At 60.9% G+C, this 18,210-nt stretch carries 17 protein-coding genes; 8 read left to right on the top strand and 9 right to left on the bottom strand.

Annotated features, from left to right (window positions below):
• Nucleotides 1–16: 16 nt before the first annotated feature.
• The 3 genes from FCU66_RS00170 to FCU66_RS00160 all read right to left on the bottom strand — a co-directional run bounded on the left by FCU66_RS00170 (nt 17) and on the right by FCU66_RS00160 (nt 2,205).
• Nucleotides 17–469 carry a hypothetical protein gene (locus FCU66_RS00170; RefSeq protein ID WP_126068605.1) on the bottom strand — a complete coding sequence of 151 codons (453 nt, stop codon included), beginning with the start codon at nt 467–469 and terminating at the stop codon, nt 17–19.
• Nucleotides 470–688: 219 nt separating this feature from the next.
• Nucleotides 689–1,537, bottom strand: coding sequence for a 23S rRNA (adenine(2030)-N(6))-methyltransferase RlmJ (locus tag FCU66_RS00165; RefSeq protein ID WP_136620018.1), 849 nt, complete (start codon nt 1,535–1,537; stop codon nt 689–691).
• A 62-nt stretch (nt 1,538–1,599) separates the two neighbouring features.
• On the bottom strand, nt 1,600–2,205 hold the full coding sequence (locus FCU66_RS00160; protein WP_136620019.1) for a hypothetical protein: 606 nt from the start codon (nt 2,203–2,205) through the stop codon (nt 1,600–1,602).
• Between the two features lie 65 nt (nt 2,206–2,270).
• On the opposite strand from FCU66_RS00160, the gene FCU66_RS00155 reads away from it, so the two are divergent.
• The 3 genes from FCU66_RS00155 to galE all read left to right on the top strand — a co-directional run bounded on the left by FCU66_RS00155 (nt 2,271) and on the right by galE (nt 5,394).
• Nucleotides 2,271–2,627, top strand: a complete 357-nt coding sequence (locus FCU66_RS00155; protein WP_136620020.1) for a hypothetical protein — start codon at nt 2,271–2,273, stop codon at nt 2,625–2,627.
• A gap of 650 nt (nt 2,628–3,277) precedes the next feature.
• Nucleotides 3,278–4,318 carry a UDP-glucuronic acid decarboxylase family protein gene (locus tag FCU66_RS00150; RefSeq protein WP_136620041.1) on the top strand — a complete coding sequence of 347 codons (1,041 nt, stop codon included), beginning with the start codon at nt 3,278–3,280 and terminating at the stop codon, nt 4,316–4,318.
• Complete coding sequence (galE, locus tag FCU66_RS00145; protein WP_136620021.1) at nt 4,315–5,394, top strand: UDP-glucose 4-epimerase GalE; 1,080 nt, start codon at nt 4,315–4,317, stop codon at nt 5,392–5,394. The genes FCU66_RS00150 and galE overlap by 4 nt, the downstream gene beginning before the upstream one ends.
• Here galE and FCU66_RS00140 read toward each other — a convergent pair.
• Complete coding sequence (locus tag FCU66_RS00140; RefSeq protein WP_168992009.1) at nt 5,348–5,782, bottom strand: hypothetical protein; 435 nt, start codon at nt 5,780–5,782, stop codon at nt 5,348–5,350. The genes galE and FCU66_RS00140 overlap by 47 nt on opposite strands.
• A gap of 472 nt (nt 5,783–6,254) precedes the next feature.
• A complete protein-coding gene (locus tag FCU66_RS00135) occupies nt 6,255–6,863 on the bottom strand; it encodes a DUF995 domain-containing protein (protein WP_246093705.1) in 609 nt (202 codons plus the stop codon).
• A 228-nt stretch (nt 6,864–7,091) separates the two neighbouring features.
• On the opposite strand from FCU66_RS00135, the gene FCU66_RS00130 reads away from it, so the two are divergent.
• From FCU66_RS00130 to FCU66_RS00120, 3 genes are all read left to right on the top strand, one after another.
• A complete protein-coding gene (locus FCU66_RS00130; RefSeq protein ID WP_136620022.1) occupies nt 7,092–8,720 on the top strand; it encodes an ArnT family glycosyltransferase in 1,629 nt (542 codons plus the stop codon).
• Nucleotides 8,721–8,905: 185 nt separating this feature from the next.
• Nucleotides 8,906–9,832: a lysylphosphatidylglycerol synthase transmembrane domain-containing protein gene (locus FCU66_RS00125; protein WP_136620023.1), complete on the top strand. Its 927-nt coding sequence runs from the start codon at nt 8,906–8,908 to the stop codon at nt 9,830–9,832.
• A gap of 44 nt (nt 9,833–9,876) precedes the next feature.
• Nucleotides 9,877–10,878: a glycosyltransferase family 2 protein gene (locus FCU66_RS00120; protein WP_425462832.1), complete on the top strand. Its 1,002-nt coding sequence runs from the start codon at nt 9,877–9,879 to the stop codon at nt 10,876–10,878.
• Nucleotides 10,879–11,262: 384 nt separating this feature from the next.
• Here the strand turns inward: FCU66_RS00120 and FCU66_RS00110 are convergent, their stop codons facing one another.
• Both FCU66_RS00110 and FCU66_RS00105 read right to left on the bottom strand, forming a co-directional pair.
• Nucleotides 11,263–11,670: a hypothetical protein gene (locus tag FCU66_RS00110; protein ID WP_136620025.1), complete on the bottom strand. Its 408-nt coding sequence runs from the start codon at nt 11,668–11,670 to the stop codon at nt 11,263–11,265.
• A 305-nt stretch (nt 11,671–11,975) separates the two neighbouring features.
• Nucleotides 11,976–13,856, bottom strand: coding sequence for a glycosyltransferase family 2 protein (locus tag FCU66_RS00105; RefSeq protein WP_136620026.1), 1,881 nt, complete (start codon nt 13,854–13,856; stop codon nt 11,976–11,978).
• A gap of 609 nt (nt 13,857–14,465) precedes the next feature.
• Between FCU66_RS00105 and FCU66_RS00100 the strand changes: the two genes are divergently transcribed.
• Both FCU66_RS00100 and FCU66_RS00095 read left to right on the top strand, forming a co-directional pair.
• The gene (locus FCU66_RS00100; protein ID WP_136620027.1) at nt 14,466–15,389 is read left to right on the top strand and encodes a glycoside hydrolase family 26 protein; all 924 of its coding nucleotides are present in this window, start codon (nt 14,466–14,468) and stop codon (nt 15,387–15,389) included.
• Nucleotides 15,390–15,522: 133 nt separating this feature from the next.
• Nucleotides 15,523–16,041, top strand: coding sequence for a DUF995 domain-containing protein (locus FCU66_RS00095; RefSeq protein ID WP_136620028.1), 519 nt, complete (start codon nt 15,523–15,525; stop codon nt 16,039–16,041).
• Between the two features lie 126 nt (nt 16,042–16,167).
• On the opposite strand, the gene FCU66_RS00090 is transcribed toward FCU66_RS00095, so the two are convergent.
• Both FCU66_RS00090 and FCU66_RS00085 read right to left on the bottom strand, forming a co-directional pair.
• On the bottom strand, nt 16,168–16,617 hold the full coding sequence (locus FCU66_RS00090; RefSeq protein WP_109662848.1) for a DNA polymerase III subunit chi: 450 nt from the start codon (nt 16,615–16,617) through the stop codon (nt 16,168–16,170).
• A 28-nt stretch (nt 16,618–16,645) separates the two neighbouring features.
• Nucleotides 16,646–18,157, bottom strand: coding sequence for a leucyl aminopeptidase (locus tag FCU66_RS00085; RefSeq protein WP_136620029.1), 1,512 nt, complete (start codon nt 18,155–18,157; stop codon nt 16,646–16,648).
• Nucleotides 18,158–18,210 lie beyond the last annotated feature (53 nt).

The following is an 18,210-nucleotide window of genomic DNA, read 5'->3' as shown; positions in this document are numbered from 1 at the left end:
ACAGGAAAGCCGCGTTCTAGCGCAGGACGCGGCAGCGGCCGTTGTAGACCATCCAGCGGTCGAAGCCCGAGACGCAGAATTCGACATTGTCGCCGATCGAGGCAAAACCCTGGCCTTCCTCGATCAGGTACCAGATGGTGCGATCGCGGCCGTCGGAGAGACTGACGGTGGCGCCGCAGTAGCGGCGGCCGATCGGCCAGCTGTCGTTGGCCGGCAGGTAACGGTGCTGGTGGATGCGCTGGAAATCGGTGATCTGCACGTCCGGCAGATGCGGCACGTGATGCACCTGGTAGGAGAAGCGGCTGGTGATCTTGTTCAGCACCCAGGCTTCGCCACAGACGCCGCTGTCCTCATCGGAATAGACCGTAAGATCGGCCGCCTGCACGGCCTGGGTAACGCCGAGCGGCGCGGCAAGCGGGGTGCAGAGCGAAATCAGGGCAGCAAGTGCGGATTTGGCGAAGCGAGTCATGGCAGCCTCTCAAGGTCGATTGCGCGCACTGTGCGGATTCGCTTGGCGGCGGTCAAGCGGTTGCGGAAACAATGGTTTCCCAGTTGGGAACTGCGTTGGCCAAAGCCGGTCTTGCGCGAGCCCCGGGTCGTTAAAGAGCCCGCCTTCTCACCCTTCCGGAACGCGGGCTTTTTCGCGCCTGGCGCCGAACGGCGAGGTCCGAAGCCCTCCCCGTCAAGCCTACTCCCCGGCCAGCCATTCCAGCGACCAGTGCGCCGGCCTCCCCACCGCAAGCAATCTGTGCAAAGCCGGCAGCAGCGTCCGCAGCTCGCCCTCCAGCGTGAATGGCGGGTTGACCACCAGCAGGCCGCTGCCGTCGAGGCTAGGCTCCGAAGAGGCCGGCCTGATCTCGAATTCTATGTCGAGCAGCTTCGGGATGCCGGATTGCTTCAGCGCCTTGCGGAAGGCGATGATCGCCTTGCGGTCCTTGATCGGATACCACAGCGCATAGATGCCGCCGGGCCACCGCTTGTGCGCCCTCATGAGCCCGTCGACGAGGCGCTCGAATTCACCCGCCTCCTCGAATGGCGGATCGATGAGAACCAGGCCGCGCTTTTCCTTCGGCGGCAGATGCGCGCCGAGCGCCAGCCAGCCATCGAGTTCGATGATCCGGGCCTGGAAATCACCGGCAAAGAGCGTCCTCAGCTTCGCGACATCCTTGGGGTGCAGCTCGATCGCCGTCAGCCGGTCCTGCTTGCGCATGAGGTGACGCGCGATCAGCGGCGATCCCGGATATTTCTGGATGCCACCCTCGGGGTTGAGCGACCGCACCGTCTCCAGATAAGGCGCAAGCAGTGCCGCCACCGGTGCGGCAAACGGGGCCTCGATCAGCCTGCCGATGCCGCCCTGCCACTCACCGGTCTTCTGCGCTTCGACCGACGACAGATCGTAGCGGCCAATGCCGGCATGGGTGTCGATGACCCGAAACGCCTTGTCCTTCTGCTTCAGATAGTCGAGCAGTCGCGTCAGCACGACGTGCTTGACGACGTCGGCGAAATTCCCGGCATGATAGGCGTGGCGGTAGTTCATGGTTCGCTGCCGTTATGCATGTCGTTGTCCCGAAACCGCTGCACACTTTTGGGCGACATGCATCAGCCCCTGCCCCATCGCGGCGGTGGCGGCTGCGAGTTCGGATTTTCCGGCCGGCCGCGGCCAGAGCGCAGGGTCAGCAAAAACCCGATCAAGCCGATCGCCATCAGCGAGAAGCCGACCGGCCGCGCGCGGCTGTCGATCTCGCCGACACCGGAGCGCAGGATGAGATCGACCGCCCGCATCGGTATGTCGTCGGCATCACCCGGTCCGACGGTGAAGATATAGGGACCTGGGCTGACGGTCGCGATCACACCGGCGGCGTCGCGAAAGATCTTGTCGGGCAGCTGCGGGCTGGCCTGGCGCGGGTTGTCGGAGTGGTTGAACTGGAGCGTCGAGGCGAGCACCGTGCGGCCATTGCTGGCGGCGGTCAGCGTCAGCACGGTGCGCTGCTGCGAGACGATGCGCTCGGCTCTCGCGGTCAGGTCGACCAGCACCCGCACCGGCGCGTCGCGGGCGGCGAGCGGCACCGTCAGCGGCTTGAAGCGACCCTGCTCGTAGACCCGCCAGGTGCCGATCTCTTGGCCGGAGAAATTGCTCATCGCCCAGGGATAGATGACACCGACCCCGGCGCCGGCAAGCAGGATCAGGACAAACAGAAAGCGCATTCACATCACCACAGGATATCGTGACCTTGCCAATAGCGCCCCGACGGTCAAAAGGCGATGGCCAGTTGCTGCAGCCATTCAGGAGGTGGATCAGGGGTGCGGCAGCAAGCCGGTTGGCGGCGCGGCCGCGCAACGATGCAGACAAGGTTCTACCTATGCGCTCAAAAGCCATTGCTAAAATGACCGGTATTCCACTGTGGAATAGACGCGCGCATGCGCTTTCCAACGAAATGGTACCACGGACGCGCGCCTTGCGAATGAGAGATCTTGGTGTGCGAAAAGATCATGAACAGCAGCATCAAAAGAAGTTGAAATTCGAATTCGTCCTTGTGAGCAGAATTTTACAAATCTTAGGCCATTGGCTCTTTTCCTTTTATAATCAGCTGCGATCCGGCTTCTATCGTTCAATCCATTTCGGATAAATATTCACATCCTGACGTTTACATTTGCAACCCGAGCGATTTTTGGCAACAATCTCACTGCGCTCTGAAAGTTTTACCATCACCAAGACCGGAAAGTTTCATCTTTCACCTGAATATTTCCCGGGTTGCACCCTGAATTGCGCCACGCGGCTCATTCTTGGCGCTCCTCGCTGCCAAGCTTTGATTCTGCCTTAAGAACAGCTAGACGCGTCCGGCTGTATGTTCCCAGCGGCGGAGCCAATACGCTGATTCACAACGAGGATCGCCCCTTGGACACCATCATTCAGCCTCGGGAAGCGGATGCCAGCCTCATGATTAACCATTCGCAAACGGATATGATTAAGGAATTGCTAATTTAGTTGACTATGATTTCCACAGGTATATTTTCGATGTGTTGGGATGTGCAATTTGGGCGAGCAATCGACGATGATGGCACTAGGCGTGTGATCGCGGTTTCGGGGCGCAGAAAATGCTGAACGGCAACACATAGGTCGTGTCGTAGCACCAGCTCCGCGAACCCAGAGAACAATTAACGCACATCAGTGATGGCGATTCCGCAGATGCGGAGGTTTGCCACGTTCTTAAGGACGTGGCCGGGCAATGCTTTGCCCCGGCCCGACGGTAGCGTGTGCGGTGCGTGCGAGGAAAGCATGGGTAAGATTGTCAAGGTTCTGAAGCTGGAATCCGGGAACAGTCAAAGGGGCGTGAACCAAAGCCGAAGCCGCGCCCTGGTCGCCGGAGGTGCGGGATTTTTAGGATCGCATCTGTGCGAACGTCTTTTGCGGGACGGATACGACGTCGTCGCGCTCGACAATTTCCACACCGGCAAGAGATACAATCTCAATACCCTTCTGCGTAATCCGAGATTCACGTGCATCGAGCACGATATCGTCGATGCACTGCCTTCGGGCCTTCAGTGCGATGAGATCTACAATCTTGCCTGCCCAGCCTCTCCGCCGCACTACCAGGCAGACCCGATCCATACCTTCAAGACAAGCGTGCTTGGTTCGCTGAACCTTCTGGAGCTCGCGCGACAGAACAAGGCCAAGATATTCCAGGCCTCGACGTCCGAAGTCTATGGCGACCCCTTCGTGCACCCACAGCCCGAGAGCTACTTCGGCAACGTCAATACGCACGGACCGCGGTCCTGCTACGATGAGGGCAAGCGCTCGGCCGAAACGCTGTTCTTCGACTATTCGAGAACCTATGGCCTCGATATCCGCGTCGCCCGTATTTTCAACACCTACGGCCGCCGCATGCAGCCCGATGACGGGCGCGTGGTTTCGAACTTCATTGTCCAAGCGTTGCGCGGCAAAGACCTGACCGTCTATGGGAGCGGCCTGCAGACGCGCTCCTTCTGCTATGCCGACGACCTGATCGAGGGATTTATCCGGCTGATGAACGCGCCGAGCGCGCCCGCGCACCCGGTCAACCTCGGCAACCCTGCCGAATTCACCATCATGGAACTGGCGACGCTGGTCGTCGATTACACCAACGCCCGATCGAAGATCGTGCATCGGCCGCTGCCGGTCGACGACCCCAGACAGCGCAAGCCGGACATCTCCTTTGCCAGGGCCAATCTCGGCTGGGAGCCGAAAATCAGCCTGAGCCAGGGGCTCGCGCGTACCGTCGAGTATTTTGACACCTTGCTCTACGGAAGTCAGATAGCCAAAGGGGCAGCCGCTTCATGACCCGGCCGGCAATCCTGGTGACGGGTGGGGCCGGCTTCATCGGCAGCCACACCTGCAAGCTGCTGGCCGCGGCCGGTTATATGCCTGTGGTCTTCGACAATCTGAGCCGCGGCAACGCGAAGTCCGTTGCCTGGGGTCCGCTTGTCGTCGGCGATATCCGGGATCGGGATGCGCTACGGGGAGCGATGGAAACGTACCGGCCAACGGCAGTGATCCACTTTGCGGCGCTGGCCTATGTCGGCGAGTCCGTTTGCGAGCCGGCCGAATACTATTCGACCAATGTAACAGGCACCATCGCGGTGCTCGATGCCGCGCGCGCTTGTTCCATCGAGAACATCATCTTCTCCAGCAGCTGCGCAACCTACGGCGTGCCGGAAGCGTTGCCCGTTCGCGAGACCTCCGCGCAAAATCCGATCAGCCCTTACGGGCGCACCAAGCTGATGGGCGAACAGATCATCGGCGACTATGCGTCCGCGTACGGAATGAAATTCGCCATCCTGCGCTATTTCAACGCCTGCGGCGCCGATCCCGACGGTGAGCTTGGCGAGTGGCATTCGCCGGAGACGCATCTGGTTCCCAGAGTGCTCATGGCCGCATCAGGCATCATCGACGAGATCGAGGTTTTCGGCACGGATTACGATACGTCGGACGGCACCTGCGTACGCGACTACATCCATGTCAGCGATCTGGCCCGCGCCCATCTGAAAGCCCTCATGCATCTCGAGGGCGGCGGACAAAGCCTTGCGGTCAACCTCGGCACCGGGCGAGGCGTGTCCATCAAGGAGATTGTCCAGGCGGTCGCCCGAATGACGTCAAGATCGGTTCCGGCCGTCTTCAGGAGCCGGCGCCCGGGAGATCCGGCAGAGCTCTACGCCGATCCGGGAAGCGCACGCGAACAGCTTGGCTTCGTGCCGGAGCTTTCCGACATCGACACGATCGTCAGGACGGCTGCCCCGTTTTTTGGGCTGAAGACGAAACCAATGAAACTGCCGCCAACCGAGGCGGCAGCATCCATCGCCGCTCGACAGATCAGAGATAACGGGGGTGGCAGCTCGCGCGCTGGCCAAACCCGCTAGGGCTGCAGACAAAGGGCGAAGCGCCCAAGGACGTGCCGCCATCCCCCGGATTGAAAGAGACGTTCACCGGCGCCGGCGCGCGGACGTTGATCCGCTGCGGCGGTGCAAAGGCGTAATCTCTTTCAGTCGTTCGCACTGTGCTGGTCATCTGGATCGTCGGCTCGGCTCTGAGCGAACGCACGAAGAATCCGGCTTGGACCGGCTGCTGGCTGTGGACCGCGTGGACCACAGGCTTGATGAGAACCGAATTGGTTTCGGTCGCGTCCATACCCTGACAACCTGCAACCACAGAGATCATGGCGACAGCCGCAACAATAGATACGGTATTTTTAATAGATACGATATTTTTGCTTGGGCGAAATGCACCCATCCCGGAATTGTTCATCATGTGTCCCTTGTTATCAAGTATAAGCCAAGGGCGCGTCACGACATACTATGCCTTCGTCGCTTCCACGCCGCATGAGCAACCACTCGCACATCACGCAGAAACATTAGATATCACTAATTATTAAATTTCATGAAAACCCTATGGTAGGCCCATCGTCTCGTCGTTCTGTCAGATAGAATTGAATGCGATCAATCAGCGATCGGCGCGCCGACCGCTCCAGCCGAACCGCTTGACGCCTCACCATAAGCGATTCGCCAGTTCCTTGACAGGCGCCCGGCAAGAGCAGCCTGCTCTCAAAACAGGAACGGATTTGGGTGGTTTGTTCAACCCGTCAGGATTGGGGTCGGGAGCGGGATCGCGAAAATCATTGGCTGCGTCATGGCTCATGCGACCATGCTGAACGATACCATCAGCAACGAAGACGGGGCCTACGGGGCCAGTAGGTCGTGTCCCAGCGCGGCTGAAATACGACCTAATTCTTGGAATCGACCAGCTTGCGGGCCTCTTCGAACTGCACGCCCTTTGTGTTGCCTGCTTCGAATTTCCGGTATTCGTCGGCAATATCCTCGGGAGATCGCTTGAAACTGTACCATTCCCCATCCGGATCCTTGCGTTTCTCGATGTTCCCGCCCTGGATCCGGTGGCTGTAGCAGGTGCGATTTTGCTTGCCGGTGTAGCCCTTCGACCGCCAGGCGAGCTCCATGCACATCTTGCCGTTACTGGTCACCAGCCATCTGCCCGCAGCGAAAGATGCCGTGTCCTGCCCGGACGTCCAGGCCTCGAGGCGTCGATTGCCCTGTGCGAAATAGGCCGCTCCGTTTTTCCATACCCATGTGCGGTCGGCGTAAAGAAGCGACAGCTCGTAGGCAGTCGGAACAGTGGCGGCAACTGCTTCCACAGGCCCACTGTCTTTGGCGGCAGCGGCGTGCGCCGTTCCCGAAAGCGCCATCTGGCCGCAGAGGGCCAGGAGAAACATAAATTGCGTGCAACTTGCGGCCCGACCGCGTTCCTTGCGTCCCCAACAGTCAACACCAAACGGCGGCGATCTGTTCAGACCTGTCGGTACAATTGGCGTTGACATCTCTGTTTGGCCCAAGGCAGCGCTATCAGCGCTCTGACAGCCGTGCCAACTATTTAACAGTCGCTAGAATGGCAATGTCAACCTGTGCGAAGGGAGAGGACAACAACTATTCGAGATCCGCGCGCAGTCCGCAGTCGTCAAAATTAAGGATTGCGCCGTATACTCGTGCATCTCTGACAATCGCGCGCAAAGCAACATCTGCAGGCGTCAGGGGGGACGCGGTTTCAAATGACGGACGACCCGGAATTGAATCAGGCCGAAGGTCGGCAATACCTGCAGCAGTCGACCGACCGGGACATGGCTGCTCGCAACTACCTGAGCCCCAACACGGCGATCCTGCTGGGGATCCTGTTCATTGCGGTCGTGTTCAGGTTCCACAACATCACCTTGCCGCTCGTCGATGCCTTCAGCTGGCGCGAAACAAGCACCGCAATGATGGCCGACAATTTCCAGCAGCGCAGCTGGAACATCTTCTTCCCGGAGGTCAGCTGGACTGGGCCCGGGCCAAGTTATCAGGGCCGCGAGTTCCAGATCGTTAGCTATCTGACCGCCCTGCTCTACCAACTCTTCGGCTGGCACGACTGGTTCGGCCGCATGGTTGCGGCCTTCTTTGGCCTGGTGACGGTGTTTTCGCTGCACAGACTAACGGCGCTATGCTGGGACGAGACCCACGCCCATGCCGCGGCGCTCGCCTACGCGCTGATGCCGGCGACGATCATGATCGACAGCTCGTTTCTTCCCGATCCCTCGATGCTGGCCCTGGTGACGCTCGGCGTCTGGCTGTTCGCGAAATACTGGGCCGGCAGCAGCGGCTGGCTCTTGCCGCTCGCCACGGTCAGCTTCTCGCTCGGTGTGCTGGCAAAGCCGCCGGGCCTCGCCGCAGGCGCCGTCATCTTCTACCTGATGGTCTGCTGGATCCTGGAGAAGAAGCGAAAGCAGGCGGCCAAGGTCTTCCTGTCGGGGCTTTTGAGCCTGGCCATCATCGGCGCCTATTTCAGCTGGGCCATCTATCTCGGCCGCAGCTATCCGCCGTTTCATGTCGCGGGCAGCGGCTATATCTGGGATTCCGGTTTCTGGACATTCTTCAGGAACAGCTTCTACTTCAAATCCGTATGGAACACTTCAATCTGGTGGTTCTACGGCTACCCGCTCATGGTGCTGATCGCGGTCGGCTTCTGGCTGCCGCCCAGACCCGTCGAAGACCCGAAGCAACGCACCCTTTCGGCAATCCCCTATGTTTGGCTGGCTGCGGCCATGGTCGTCTATCTGGCGGCGGCGCGCGAGATCACCAGCAATCCCTGGAACTACCACATCTTCCATGTGCCGTTCGCGATGTTCTGCGGCCGCGGCGCGCTTCTCCTGGCAACGCTTGCATCGGGAACCGTTCTGTCGCCGGCGGTCGTGTTGCGCGCGATCTGCATCGCGGCCGTCACGCTCGTCTGGTCAACCTTTCCCCTCGTCAGGACAATGAAGACGCCGATCGCCATGAACGGCAAGCTGCTTGGCGAGGAACTGGCGCGGTTGGCGCAACCGGGCGACCTCGTCGTCGCCATCGCGCCCGAGGTCGGCGATCCCGTCGCCGTCTACTACAGCAGGGCGCGTGGCTGGGTGTTCCCGCCTGGCGGCGGCGATGTCGAATGGTCGAAATTCGTCGCGGACGACGCCACCGCGATCGCGCAGCTCGAGGAACTGCGCGCGCAAGGCGCAGACCTGTTCGGCACGACCAAGAACGCCGCCGACAAGCAGGACCGGCTGTTCGTCGAGCATCATGACGGGGTCATCGACTATCTGGACAAGACCGGAACCAAGCTTGTGGATTCGGATGATTTGCTGGTCTATAGGATCAGCCGTCCATGAGAACCGCGACAGTCTGGGGCTGTGGGCCTTGGACAGGTCCCGACGGTTCAGCGGCCCCGCATTCGCCTGCTGAAGGCCGGCAACGCGATGGGCCAGGCGAACCGATCCCGGATGGCGCTAGGGATATTCGGGCACCACGCGATGCTGCCACTTGAACTCGGCGGTGGAAACCGGCGGAGAATTGGTTGAAAAGAGCAATCTCGATAGTCGTGACGCTGGCCCTGCTGGCCTGGCTCGCCAGCGACTCGCGCTGGCGGATGGTCGGCGACGCCTTCGCCCGCATCCCGCCCGGCACCTTCGCCGTGGCGACGATCGCGTTCTTCGTCACCTATGTCTTGCGTGCACTGCGCGTCTGCGACGAGTTCCGCGACGAGGTGCATGGCCGCTTCGGCGCCTGCCTGCGCGTCATTCTGATCCACAATGCGATGATCAACGTCGTGCCCTTTCGCGGCGGCGAGACGGCCTTTCCTCTGCTCCTGCGCCAGGTCTTCGGCGTGCCGATCCTGCGCGCGAGCGCCTCGCTGCTGTGGTTCAGACTGCAGGACGCCTTCGTCGTCGGCGTGCTGGCCCTGGCGGTGTGGCCGGGCCTGCATCCAGCGATAAGGATCGCGGGCGTGGCCGTCTTGATTGCCGCTGCCTGGTACCTGCCGCGCTGGGCGCGCGCGCCGCATGACTGGGCCGGCCGCGGCAAGATCGTGGCGAAGCTCGGCAAGCTCCGCGATGTGTTCACCGAAGCGACCGGGCGCTCGCGCTACGGCTGGTGGTGGACGATCGCCAACTGGTCGCTGAAGCTCGCCGTGCAGGGATGGTTGCTGGCAATGCTGCTGGGGACATCCTTTTCGACCGCCTTTCCAGGCGTCGTCGGGGCCGAAGGCGCGGCCATACTGCCGGTGCAGGGCGTCGCCGGCTTCGGCACCTATGAAGCGGGAGCGGCGGCGGCGCTGCTCACCTCCGGGATCACGATGAAGGACGGCCTGCAGGCGGCGCTGGCGCTGCACCTGTTCATTTTCTGCTCGGCTATCGTCACCGGTGCGATCGCCTGGTTGTTTCCCTCGAAATCGACGCTGCCGGGGAACCCGGCTGTCGGACCTGCAAGGAAGCCATCCCAATGAATGTATTGCCCATCCCTGCTTCGGGACTGCCTGACGGCGCGGTAATGCCGGACCATACGCTGTCCATCGTCGTGCCCATGTACAACGAGGCCGAAAACGTCGAACCGCTGCTGGCACGGATTCACCAGGCGATGGAACGATACGACCAGCCGTGGGAGGTCGTGCTGGTCGATGACGGCAGCACCGACGCGACGGTGAGCGAGATCAGGCGACTGGCAGCGCATTACGGCCCGCATGTGCATGCGGTCGAGCTCGTGCGCAACTACAAGCAGACCGCCGCGATGCAAGCCGGCATCGACGCGGCGCGCGGCGACGTCATCGCAACGATCGACGGCGACCTGCAAAATGATCCCTTCGACATCCCGCGCATGGTCTACCGCCTGCTGAGCGAGGATCTCGACATGGTGGTCGGCTGGCGCAAGGACCGCCAGGAAGGTTTTTTCATGCGCAGACTCCCCTCGCGCATCGCCAACGCGCTGATCGCGCGCGTCACCGGCGTGCGCCTCAAGGACTATGGCTGCAGCCTCAAGGTCTATCGCGGCAACGTCATCCGCAGCGTCAAGCTCTATGGCGAGATGCACCGCTTCATCCCGGCATGGCTGGCCACGGTGACGACCCCGAGACGCATCGCGCAGGAGGTGGTGACGCATCATGCCCGCATCCACGGCCAGTCCAAATACGGTATTTCGCGCACCTTCAGGGTCGTGCTCGATCTGGTGTTCATGTATTTCTTCATGCGCTATCGCACACGGCCGGGACATTTCTTCGGCGGCATCGGCATCGTGCTTGGCACGCTGGGTTCGCTGATCCTTGCCTATCTGCTTTGCCTGAAGCTGTTTTTCGCTGAAGAGATCGGAACACGCCCGATGCTGTTCACCGGCTTCTTCCTGCTCATCGCCGGGGTGCAGATGGTGACGTCGGGCGTGCTGGCGGAAATGCTGGCACGCGTCTATCACGAGGCGAACGGAGCATCGGCCTATGTCGCGCGGCCGCGGCCTGCGCCCGGCCCCAATGACGGCTGGCTCCGCTCCAGCCGACCATCGTGACCTGACTGGAACGCCATAGAGGTTCTGCGCCCATAGCGTTGACCGGAGCAGTAGCTTCATCGGTAGCGCGCTAGAGAGGGATTTCGGTTTCAGGGCCGAAGGCGCCGATCGAGGAAGGACTGGCAGGGTTCGTCGACTGGTATCGCCAGCAAAGGCGGTCTGAGGGCAAGAGGCAAGGCGCACGTCTGCGCCAACCTCTCGCCCTCGACTCGCGCCCCCCGGCGAAGACCAGAGCGGCGGACTCTTCAGTCAAATCGCGCCGCCACTTTTGGCTTGATGTTCTAAAGCGCGGCGCGTTTGAACGGATTCAGGCGACGCGCTTTAGGTCTTTGTTTTTATGCATGTCGTTCTCCCAAAACCGAGGTCACTTTTGGGCGACATGCACTAGTAACGCGAACGGCAGCTGGCGCGTTGGCCGAAGCCGCTCGGGCCACAAATCCAGGGCGAATGACCCAGGAACGGGCCGCCATTGCCCAGGCGGTAGGACACCTTCACCGGCGCCGGCCTGCCGACACGCTGCGGCCGCACGAAGGCCGCATAGGCCTCCTCTCTCGTCCGCGTCACGCTGGTCATCTGTGTGAGCGGTTTGCGGTTGATCAGATGCAGCCGCTTCTTCTTGACGTAGTGCACCTTCTTGCCGAGCGTATGAACCGCGGGCTTGGTGCCGATCGAGCTGGTCTTGGTGGCGTCCATGCTCTGGCAACCGGACATTATCGAGATCAATGCAACAGCGGCAAATGCACAGGTATATTTCTTGCCCATCCTTGCCCCTCTTTCCATAACTTTGTTCATCGCCATCCCCTGCCACGAATATAAGTCGCTGGAGCGCGGAGATCTATTTGCTCTTGTTTGCTTTCCGCGCCACGCGAGCAGCCTATCGCCACTCACATCATGGATTGTATATTAGGGGAGACTTATTAAAGATCATGCAAACGACATGATGAGCGCGGTCTTTCGGCACTCGATCGGATATTATTAAAATTTGATCTTTTTGGGCTTGTGCCTGCAGCCGTTCCAGGGTGCCGGCCGGTTATGAAGGCCGGCTATCAAGGCAGATGCAGTTCAGGGGAGCTGGTTGCGCGCGGACGCCTCTCGGGTCAGCGCGGCGCTTCCCAACCTGGATCGAAGTAGAAATTGCGGGCACCGATGTTGCCCTGGCCGGCGCCGGAAACCACGTAAGCGATGCGGACGATGCGCAAGCCGCCGGCGCCCTGCTGCAGCCCGTAGACGCCTTCCATGCCACGATCGTAGAAGCCTGCTGCCGGCACGATCAGTGCCAGCACGGCAAGCGACGCCTGAAAAGCGACTTTCGCGGCATTGGCGCGCAATGGAATCCGGTTTTCGATGACGTGCCTTACGACAATGACCAGCACCAGAAGCCCGTAGAGGAAGGCGTTGAAGGCGGCGAACCAGTAGAAGCCAGTGGCATCGAAGGGGTGCTCCACCAACAGCACCGGCAGTGCCGCACCGATCGCCAGCGCCACATAGGGAGTGAGGGCGCGGGCCGGCAGAAGGTGCTTGGGACCGCTGCCCTTGGGCGTGACGCGGAAATCGACGAACGATTTGGTCAGATAGTCGCGGATCGACGACAGCGTGCCGGCGAGCACCCACGGCCAGCGCGCGAAGAAGAGGAACAGCGTGCCTTCCCAGCTGATCGTCTTGGCCGTCATCGGGCGCGAAAGGCCGAACGCCTTCAGCATCATCACCAGGCCAACCAGTGCGACCGCGTTCGGCAGATAGTAGAACAGGAAGTCGAGATACATGACATTTGCGAAGTTGCGCCCGGTAGACAGCGCATAGATCGGCATGACGTACATCAGCAACGCAAAGACGGCGAACAGCGGATACCAGAGCTGGCAAAAGAGGAACTGGAACCTCAGCCGCGGCGACAGCTTTGGGAGGTAGCTCGGCGAGTATTCGAGCAGGATCGTCATCAGGCTGCGCGACCACTGGAATTCCTGGGTGATGAGGTCGGCGAAGGTCTGCGGGCCGTCGCCATGGGCGATGGCGTCGAGCGCATGCACGCCGCGCCATCCGGCCGCGTTGATCAGCATGGAGGTGGAGTGATCCTCCGCCAGTTCCGGGCCGAGACCGCCCGCCTGCTTCAGCGCCTTGGTCCGCACGGCATAGTGCGAGCCGATGCAGAGCGGAGCTCCACCGCCCGTATGGCCGGACTGCAAGGGCCCGTGAAACATCCCTTCCGGAAACAGCCTGCCGCGCGCCGCCCAGCTCTCGGCGGCATTGTTGTCGCAAATGCTCGGCGCCGAGACATAGCCAACCGAGGGATCGGCGAAGGGAAACAGGATCTCCCTCAGATAGGTCGGCGTCGGTACATGGTCCGCATCCATCTGAGCGACGAAATCATAGCGTTCATAGCCATAGTGATCGTAGAAGAACGCCAGGTTCCCCTCTTTGCAGCGCGTCCGGCGTGGCCACACCTTGCGATGATAGTCTTCCCGGCCGCGTCGCGTCGAAATCATGACGTTGTGAGCATCGCACCAAGCGATCGTCTCCTTTGATGGGTCCTCGTCGGCCAGCCAGGTATCGTGTGGATAATCCTGCGCCAACATCGCTTCGAGCGTGCGCGCGACCACGGCAAACGGTTCGGACGGAGCCTTGGTGACCACCATCGCGACCCGCGAACGCTTCAGGATCGTATGAAGCTTGGACGGTTTTTTCGACGCATGCACGTTCAAGAGAAAGTACAACGGCATGAGCGTGAGCCATGCCAGGACGAGTGTCGCGAATGTGTATGGCCCGAGATGCTCGACATGCTCCGGCTTCAGCCACCAGATCCAGAAAAACCCGAGTGTGCAGAACCAGAAAGCCAGCGCCAGTCTCAGGATCCATTGCTGGGTGGCCGACAGCACGGGCACCAGAAAGGGCCCCTTCCGCGCAGTGGCGGCCAGAGCCGCCTCAGATCGATGCGCCCGTCTGCTCGTATGGCCAACGACGCCTGCATGCACGGAAGCACTCATACACTTACTCGCCGCCACTTTGGGCTTCCGCCGACAGATGGCTGAAAGCTTCCAAATCCCGGCGATAGAATCAGCTCGCGCTTTCTTAGAGTCAACTAAATTAAATGTTCGCTAACTACGATTCTTGAGATCCGATTAACCTAACACCTTGAATCGGGAGGGAATAACCGCCACCGACCAGCCCGTGGTGAGCCGAAAATTCTTCGGCGTTGGAAATTCGCTGACGGGGTTGAGGCTGCTCGGGCGGACCCGACCCGAGAGCAGCGTTAACCATGTTGCGCGTGACATGGTTAAGCAACCGTTAATTGCACTTGACTCTTGGCCGCGACCGGCTCTTAAATTAGCTAGGGATGATATATCGGGATATTGACGCGAATTTGTGAGTATCGCGGCGAACTTCTCTCGACGGCCCCTCTGTGTCGGCGCCTTGAGAGATAATTTTTGGGTGGCCCTGTGCCAAGGTTCGCACATCCGCCAATGGTCGCTCCGAAATCCCGCAGATTCTGCCAATAGAGCCGATCGGTTTTTGGGTAGGCGTATCGATCAAGCATCGATGCGCACGGGCGAAGCCTTAACTTCCGCAAGAAGTTGAGGCCATGGGAGATCAACATGAAACACTCTGCAGCAAAGGCACTTGCAATCGCGCTGGCATTGGGCGGAAGCGCCGCATTCCCCACTACAGGAGGCGCTGGCTCCGCAGCAGCGACGGACCCCGTCCAGACGAGCAGCGCCGCCTCGGCGTTCGGATCCTATGATCCGTATGGGGACTTCAGCGCCGACAAGACTGCCAGCATCGAAGAGCTGTTCCTGCCCTGGGAAGACGTCGATCTGGCGACGCTGCCACTAGCCGACACCTATGCGCTGCAACGCGGCCGTTCGCTGCTGATCACGGTTGAGCCGTGGACCTGGTCGAAGGACTGGCGCATCACCCCGCCCGAATTGCGCGACGGCATATTGAGCGGCAAATATGACGCAAACATGCAGGCAATCTGCGACCTCGTGGGACAGATGAAGAGCCCGGTGACCATTCGCTGGGCGCAGGAAATGGAAGACAAGAACGGCCGCTTCACCTGGGCCAACTGGGCTCCCAAGGACTGGATCTCCGCTTACAAGCGCGAAGTCGATATCTGCCGCAAGGCTGCCCCCGCCGCCAAGTACATGTGGTCACCCAAAGGCGAAGAGGGTTTGGAAAAATACTACCCTGGCGACGATTACGTCGATGTCATCGGCCTGTCTGTATTCGGCCTGCAGAAAAAGGATAATGACGAGGCCGGTCGTGACCGTACCTTCGCCGAGATGCTGAAGCCCGGCTATGACCGCGTCGCAGGGTTCAACAAGCCGATCGTGGTGGCGGAACTCGGCTATGTCGGAAAGCAGGACTATGTGTCGAAGTGGCAGGACGATACCCGCAAATCCTATGCGGAGTTCCCGGCGCTGACTTCGGTCGTCTACTTCAACCAGAAGGAAGTGTGGCCGTGGCTGGGTAGCTATGGTCTGCCCGACTGGAGGGTGACCCAGCACGTCCTGCCGTAGACGCATCGTGCCGATCCATCCCGACGCGATCGGGATGGATCTCCAATCTCCTTGTTTGATCGTGATCCATCCCGAACCAACGGTTCGGGATGATGGTTGAGGCGTGGCGTAAATCAGTCTGTGGAGTAGTTTCGTGAAACGAGTAGTGGGAAATTGTCTCGGAGCGGCATTCGCCAGCTCCGTTCTTGTTCTTGCCTTCCAGGTCCCAGCGACAGCCAAGGCGGCGACGAAAATCGCCGAGCAGGCGCAAGAGGCCACAGTGGTTCCTGACGAAGGCGTCTACCAGATTTATGAGAACCACTCGTGGCTATGGGGCAAGAAGGGCGCCGGGTTCTTTGCCGTCAAGCAGCGGCAGTTCGACGCCTGGACCCATGACAAAGGCAAGTCGGGCTACGGCGACGGCATGTGGTTCATTCCTGGCGGCGGCAAGCTGTGCTACCGCGCGCAATGGCACGGCTCCTGGGGTGTGAAGGGCTCGATGACCTGCTTCGAGCATCGCCAGGTGGGCAAGGTTATCTACAAGCGTAAATCGCCTGATGGCGAATGGTACGTTTTCAAGAGCTCGCATCGCAACCGGTCGGACGAGTCGATGAAATTGAAATACGGCGACTACGTCACAAGGAAAATGAACCGCATCAAGGCAAAGCAGTAGATACTGTCTTCTGCGACAAGCCACTGGTCTAAAGCGGGTCGACTGAACGGTTCAGGCGACCTGCTTTAGATTTGTTTTTTATGATTCCGTTCTCCCAAAACCGAGGTCACTTTTGGGCGACATGTATTAGGCCTTGCGCTCCCAGCGGCGGTCTGGCGTCTGCTGCCAGTAGGTGACGGCATGGCCGGCGTCCTTCATCACCTTCCAGTGCCCCCGCGCCGCCTCGACCTGGGCGGCGTCGTGGCCGTCGAACAGGAACACGGCACGCTCGTAGCCGCCAAGGTCAGGCGGCACAGCACCGTCAACGAGGAACCTTATCTTGGCCTGGTTGGGATTGCCGTCGCCGGTGGTCAACAGGATTGGCTGTTCACCGGGATAGGCCTCACGATCGGTTGCGTGCGCGAGGAACGAATCGTCGCGGAAGGTCCAAAGATGCTGGTCGAGCGCATCGCGGCGTTCCTCGGTGCCGGTCTGCACCACGGCGCGCCAGCCACGGTCGACGCTGCGCTCCAGGAGGCCTGGCAGCGCATCCTCCAGCGTCGATTCGGTCAGGTGGTAGAACAGGACGTCGGCCATCGCTTCAGTCTATACTGATTGAACCAACTCACTGCTCATAATTGTCGCGCACCAGCCGGTCGAGCAGCCTGACGCCGAAACCCGAACCCCAGGACTGGTTGATCTCGTTCGACGGCGAGCCCATCGCGGTGCCGGCAATGTCGAGATGCGCCCAAGGCGTGTCCTTGACGAAGCGCTGCAGGAATTGCGCGGCGATAATGGCGCCGCCATAGCGGCCGCCGATGTTCTTCATGTCGGCGTTCTTGGAATCGATCAGCTTGTCGTATTCGGCTCCGAGCGGCATTCGCCACAACCGCTCCTGCGTTGCCTGCCCCGCCGCCGTCAGCTTTTCGGACAGTTCGTCATTGTTGGAAAACAGCCCGGCATAGTGCTGGCCGAGCGCGACCATGACGGCGCCGGTCAGCGTCGCCAGATTGACCATGAATTTCGGCTGGAAGCGGTCGTTGCAGTACCACAGCGCATCGGCCAGCACGAGGCGGCCTTCCGCATCGGTGTTGAGCACCTCGATGGTCTGGCCCGACATCGAGGTGACGATGTCGCCGGGGCGCTGGGCATGGCCGTCGACGGCGTTTTCGACAAGGCCGATGATGCCGACGACATTGGCTTTCGCCTTGCGCGCAGCCAGCGCATGCATCAGGCCGGTGACCGCGGCGGCGCCCCCCATGTCGCCCTTCATGTCCTCCATGCCCGAGGCCGGCTTTATCGAATTGCCGCCGGTGTCAAAGGTGACGCCCTTGCCGACGAAGGCAACCGGGCTGTCCTTCGGCTTGCCGCCGTTCCACTGCATGATCGCCATGCGGGCGCCGCGCGGCGAGCCTTGCGCGACACCGAGCAGCGAGCCCATGCCGAGCTTCTTCATCTCTTTCTCGGCCAGGATCTCGACCTTGACGCCGAGCGCCTCGAGTTCCTTGGCGCGGGCGGCGAACTCGACCGGCCCGAGCACGTTTGCCGGTTCGTTGACCAGGTCGCGCGCCAGAAGGACGCCGTCGATCACCGCCTCGGCGTCGGTGAAGGCTTTTTTCGCCGCGGCCGGATCTGCCGTGTGGATGGTCACCTTGACCGGCTTTTTCGGCTCTGCCTTGCCGTCGTCCTTGTCCTTCCTGGTCTTGTACTTGTCGAAGGAATAGCTGCGCAGAAGAATTCCCGCTGCAAGGCTTGCCGCATCCTTGCCACTTGGCGACGCGCCGGCGAGATCGAGCACCACCGCTACATCAGTCGCCTTGCGCAGCGAGGCGGCAATGGTACCGCCAAGCTTCAGCCACGCATAGTCGTCGAGCCCCGACACCTTGCCGGCGCCTATCGCCACCAGCCTGTCAAGCGACGCTTCCTGCGGCGCCAGAACCTCCACCACGCTGGCGAACTTGCCCGTGAACTCGGCCACCGGAAAGGCCCGCTCCAGTGTCTTGCCGGGATCGCAAGCCTTGGCGGCGTCGCTCAGGCCGCCCTCATCCGCCAACAGCACGAAGGCTGTACCCTTCCTGTTCGCCGCGCTCTGAGGTGCGGAAAATTTGGCGAAGGCGATCGACGGTCTTTGGCTCATTATGTCCTGCTTTCAGGGAATGCGTAGCTTTTGGGGAAGCGGTTCGAAACGAT

The sequence above is a fragment of the Mesorhizobium norvegicum genome (genome assembly GCF_004919685.1).
GTDB classification, from domain to species: Bacteria; Pseudomonadota; Alphaproteobacteria; order Rhizobiales; family Rhizobiaceae; genus Mesorhizobium; species Mesorhizobium norvegicum.
Note: the sequence above shows the minus strand (reverse complement) of the source record. Positions and strands in the feature narration are given on the sequence as shown.

Coding starts and splice junctions, on each gene's coding strand:
- FCU66_RS00160 (WP_136620019.1), bottom strand. CDS start 2,205: ATGCGCTTTCTGTTTGTCCTGATCCTGCTTGCCGGCGCCGGGGTCGGT.
- FCU66_RS00120 (WP_425462832.1), top strand. CDS start 9,877: ATGCCGGACCATACGCTGTCCATCGTCGTGCCCATGTACAACGAGGCC.
- FCU66_RS00170 (WP_126068605.1), bottom strand. CDS start 469: ATGACTCGCTTCGCCAAATCCGCACTTGCTGCCCTGATTTCGCTCTGC.
- FCU66_RS00150 (WP_136620041.1), top strand. CDS start 3,278: ATGGGTAAGATTGTCAAGGTTCTGAAGCTGGAATCCGGGAACAGTCAA.
- FCU66_RS00165 (WP_136620018.1), bottom strand. CDS start 1,537: ATGAACTACCGCCACGCCTATCATGCCGGGAATTTCGCCGACGTCGTC.
- FCU66_RS00130 (WP_136620022.1), top strand. CDS start 7,092: ATGACGGACGACCCGGAATTGAATCAGGCCGAAGGTCGGCAATACCTG.
- FCU66_RS00135 (WP_246093705.1), bottom strand. CDS start 6,863: ATGTCAACGCCAATTGTACCGACAGGTCTGAACAGATCGCCGCCGTTT.
- FCU66_RS00090 (WP_109662848.1), bottom strand. CDS start 16,617: ATGGCCGACGTCCTGTTCTACCACCTGACCGAATCGACGCTGGAGGAT.
- FCU66_RS00110 (WP_136620025.1), bottom strand. CDS start 11,670: ATGAACAAAGTTATGGAAAGAGGGGCAAGGATGGGCAAGAAATATACC.
- FCU66_RS00105 (WP_136620026.1), bottom strand. CDS start 13,856: ATGAGTGCTTCCGTGCATGCAGGCGTCGTTGGCCATACGAGCAGACGG.
- FCU66_RS00100 (WP_136620027.1), top strand. CDS start 14,466: ATGAAACACTCTGCAGCAAAGGCACTTGCAATCGCGCTGGCATTGGGC.
- FCU66_RS00085 (WP_136620029.1), bottom strand. CDS start 18,157: ATGAGCCAAAGACCGTCGATCGCCTTCGCCAAATTTTCCGCACCTCAG.
- FCU66_RS00140 (WP_168992009.1), bottom strand. CDS start 5,782: ATGATGAACAATTCCGGGATGGGTGCATTTCGCCCAAGCAAAAATATC.
- galE (WP_136620021.1), top strand. CDS start 4,315: ATGACCCGGCCGGCAATCCTGGTGACGGGTGGGGCCGGCTTCATCGGC.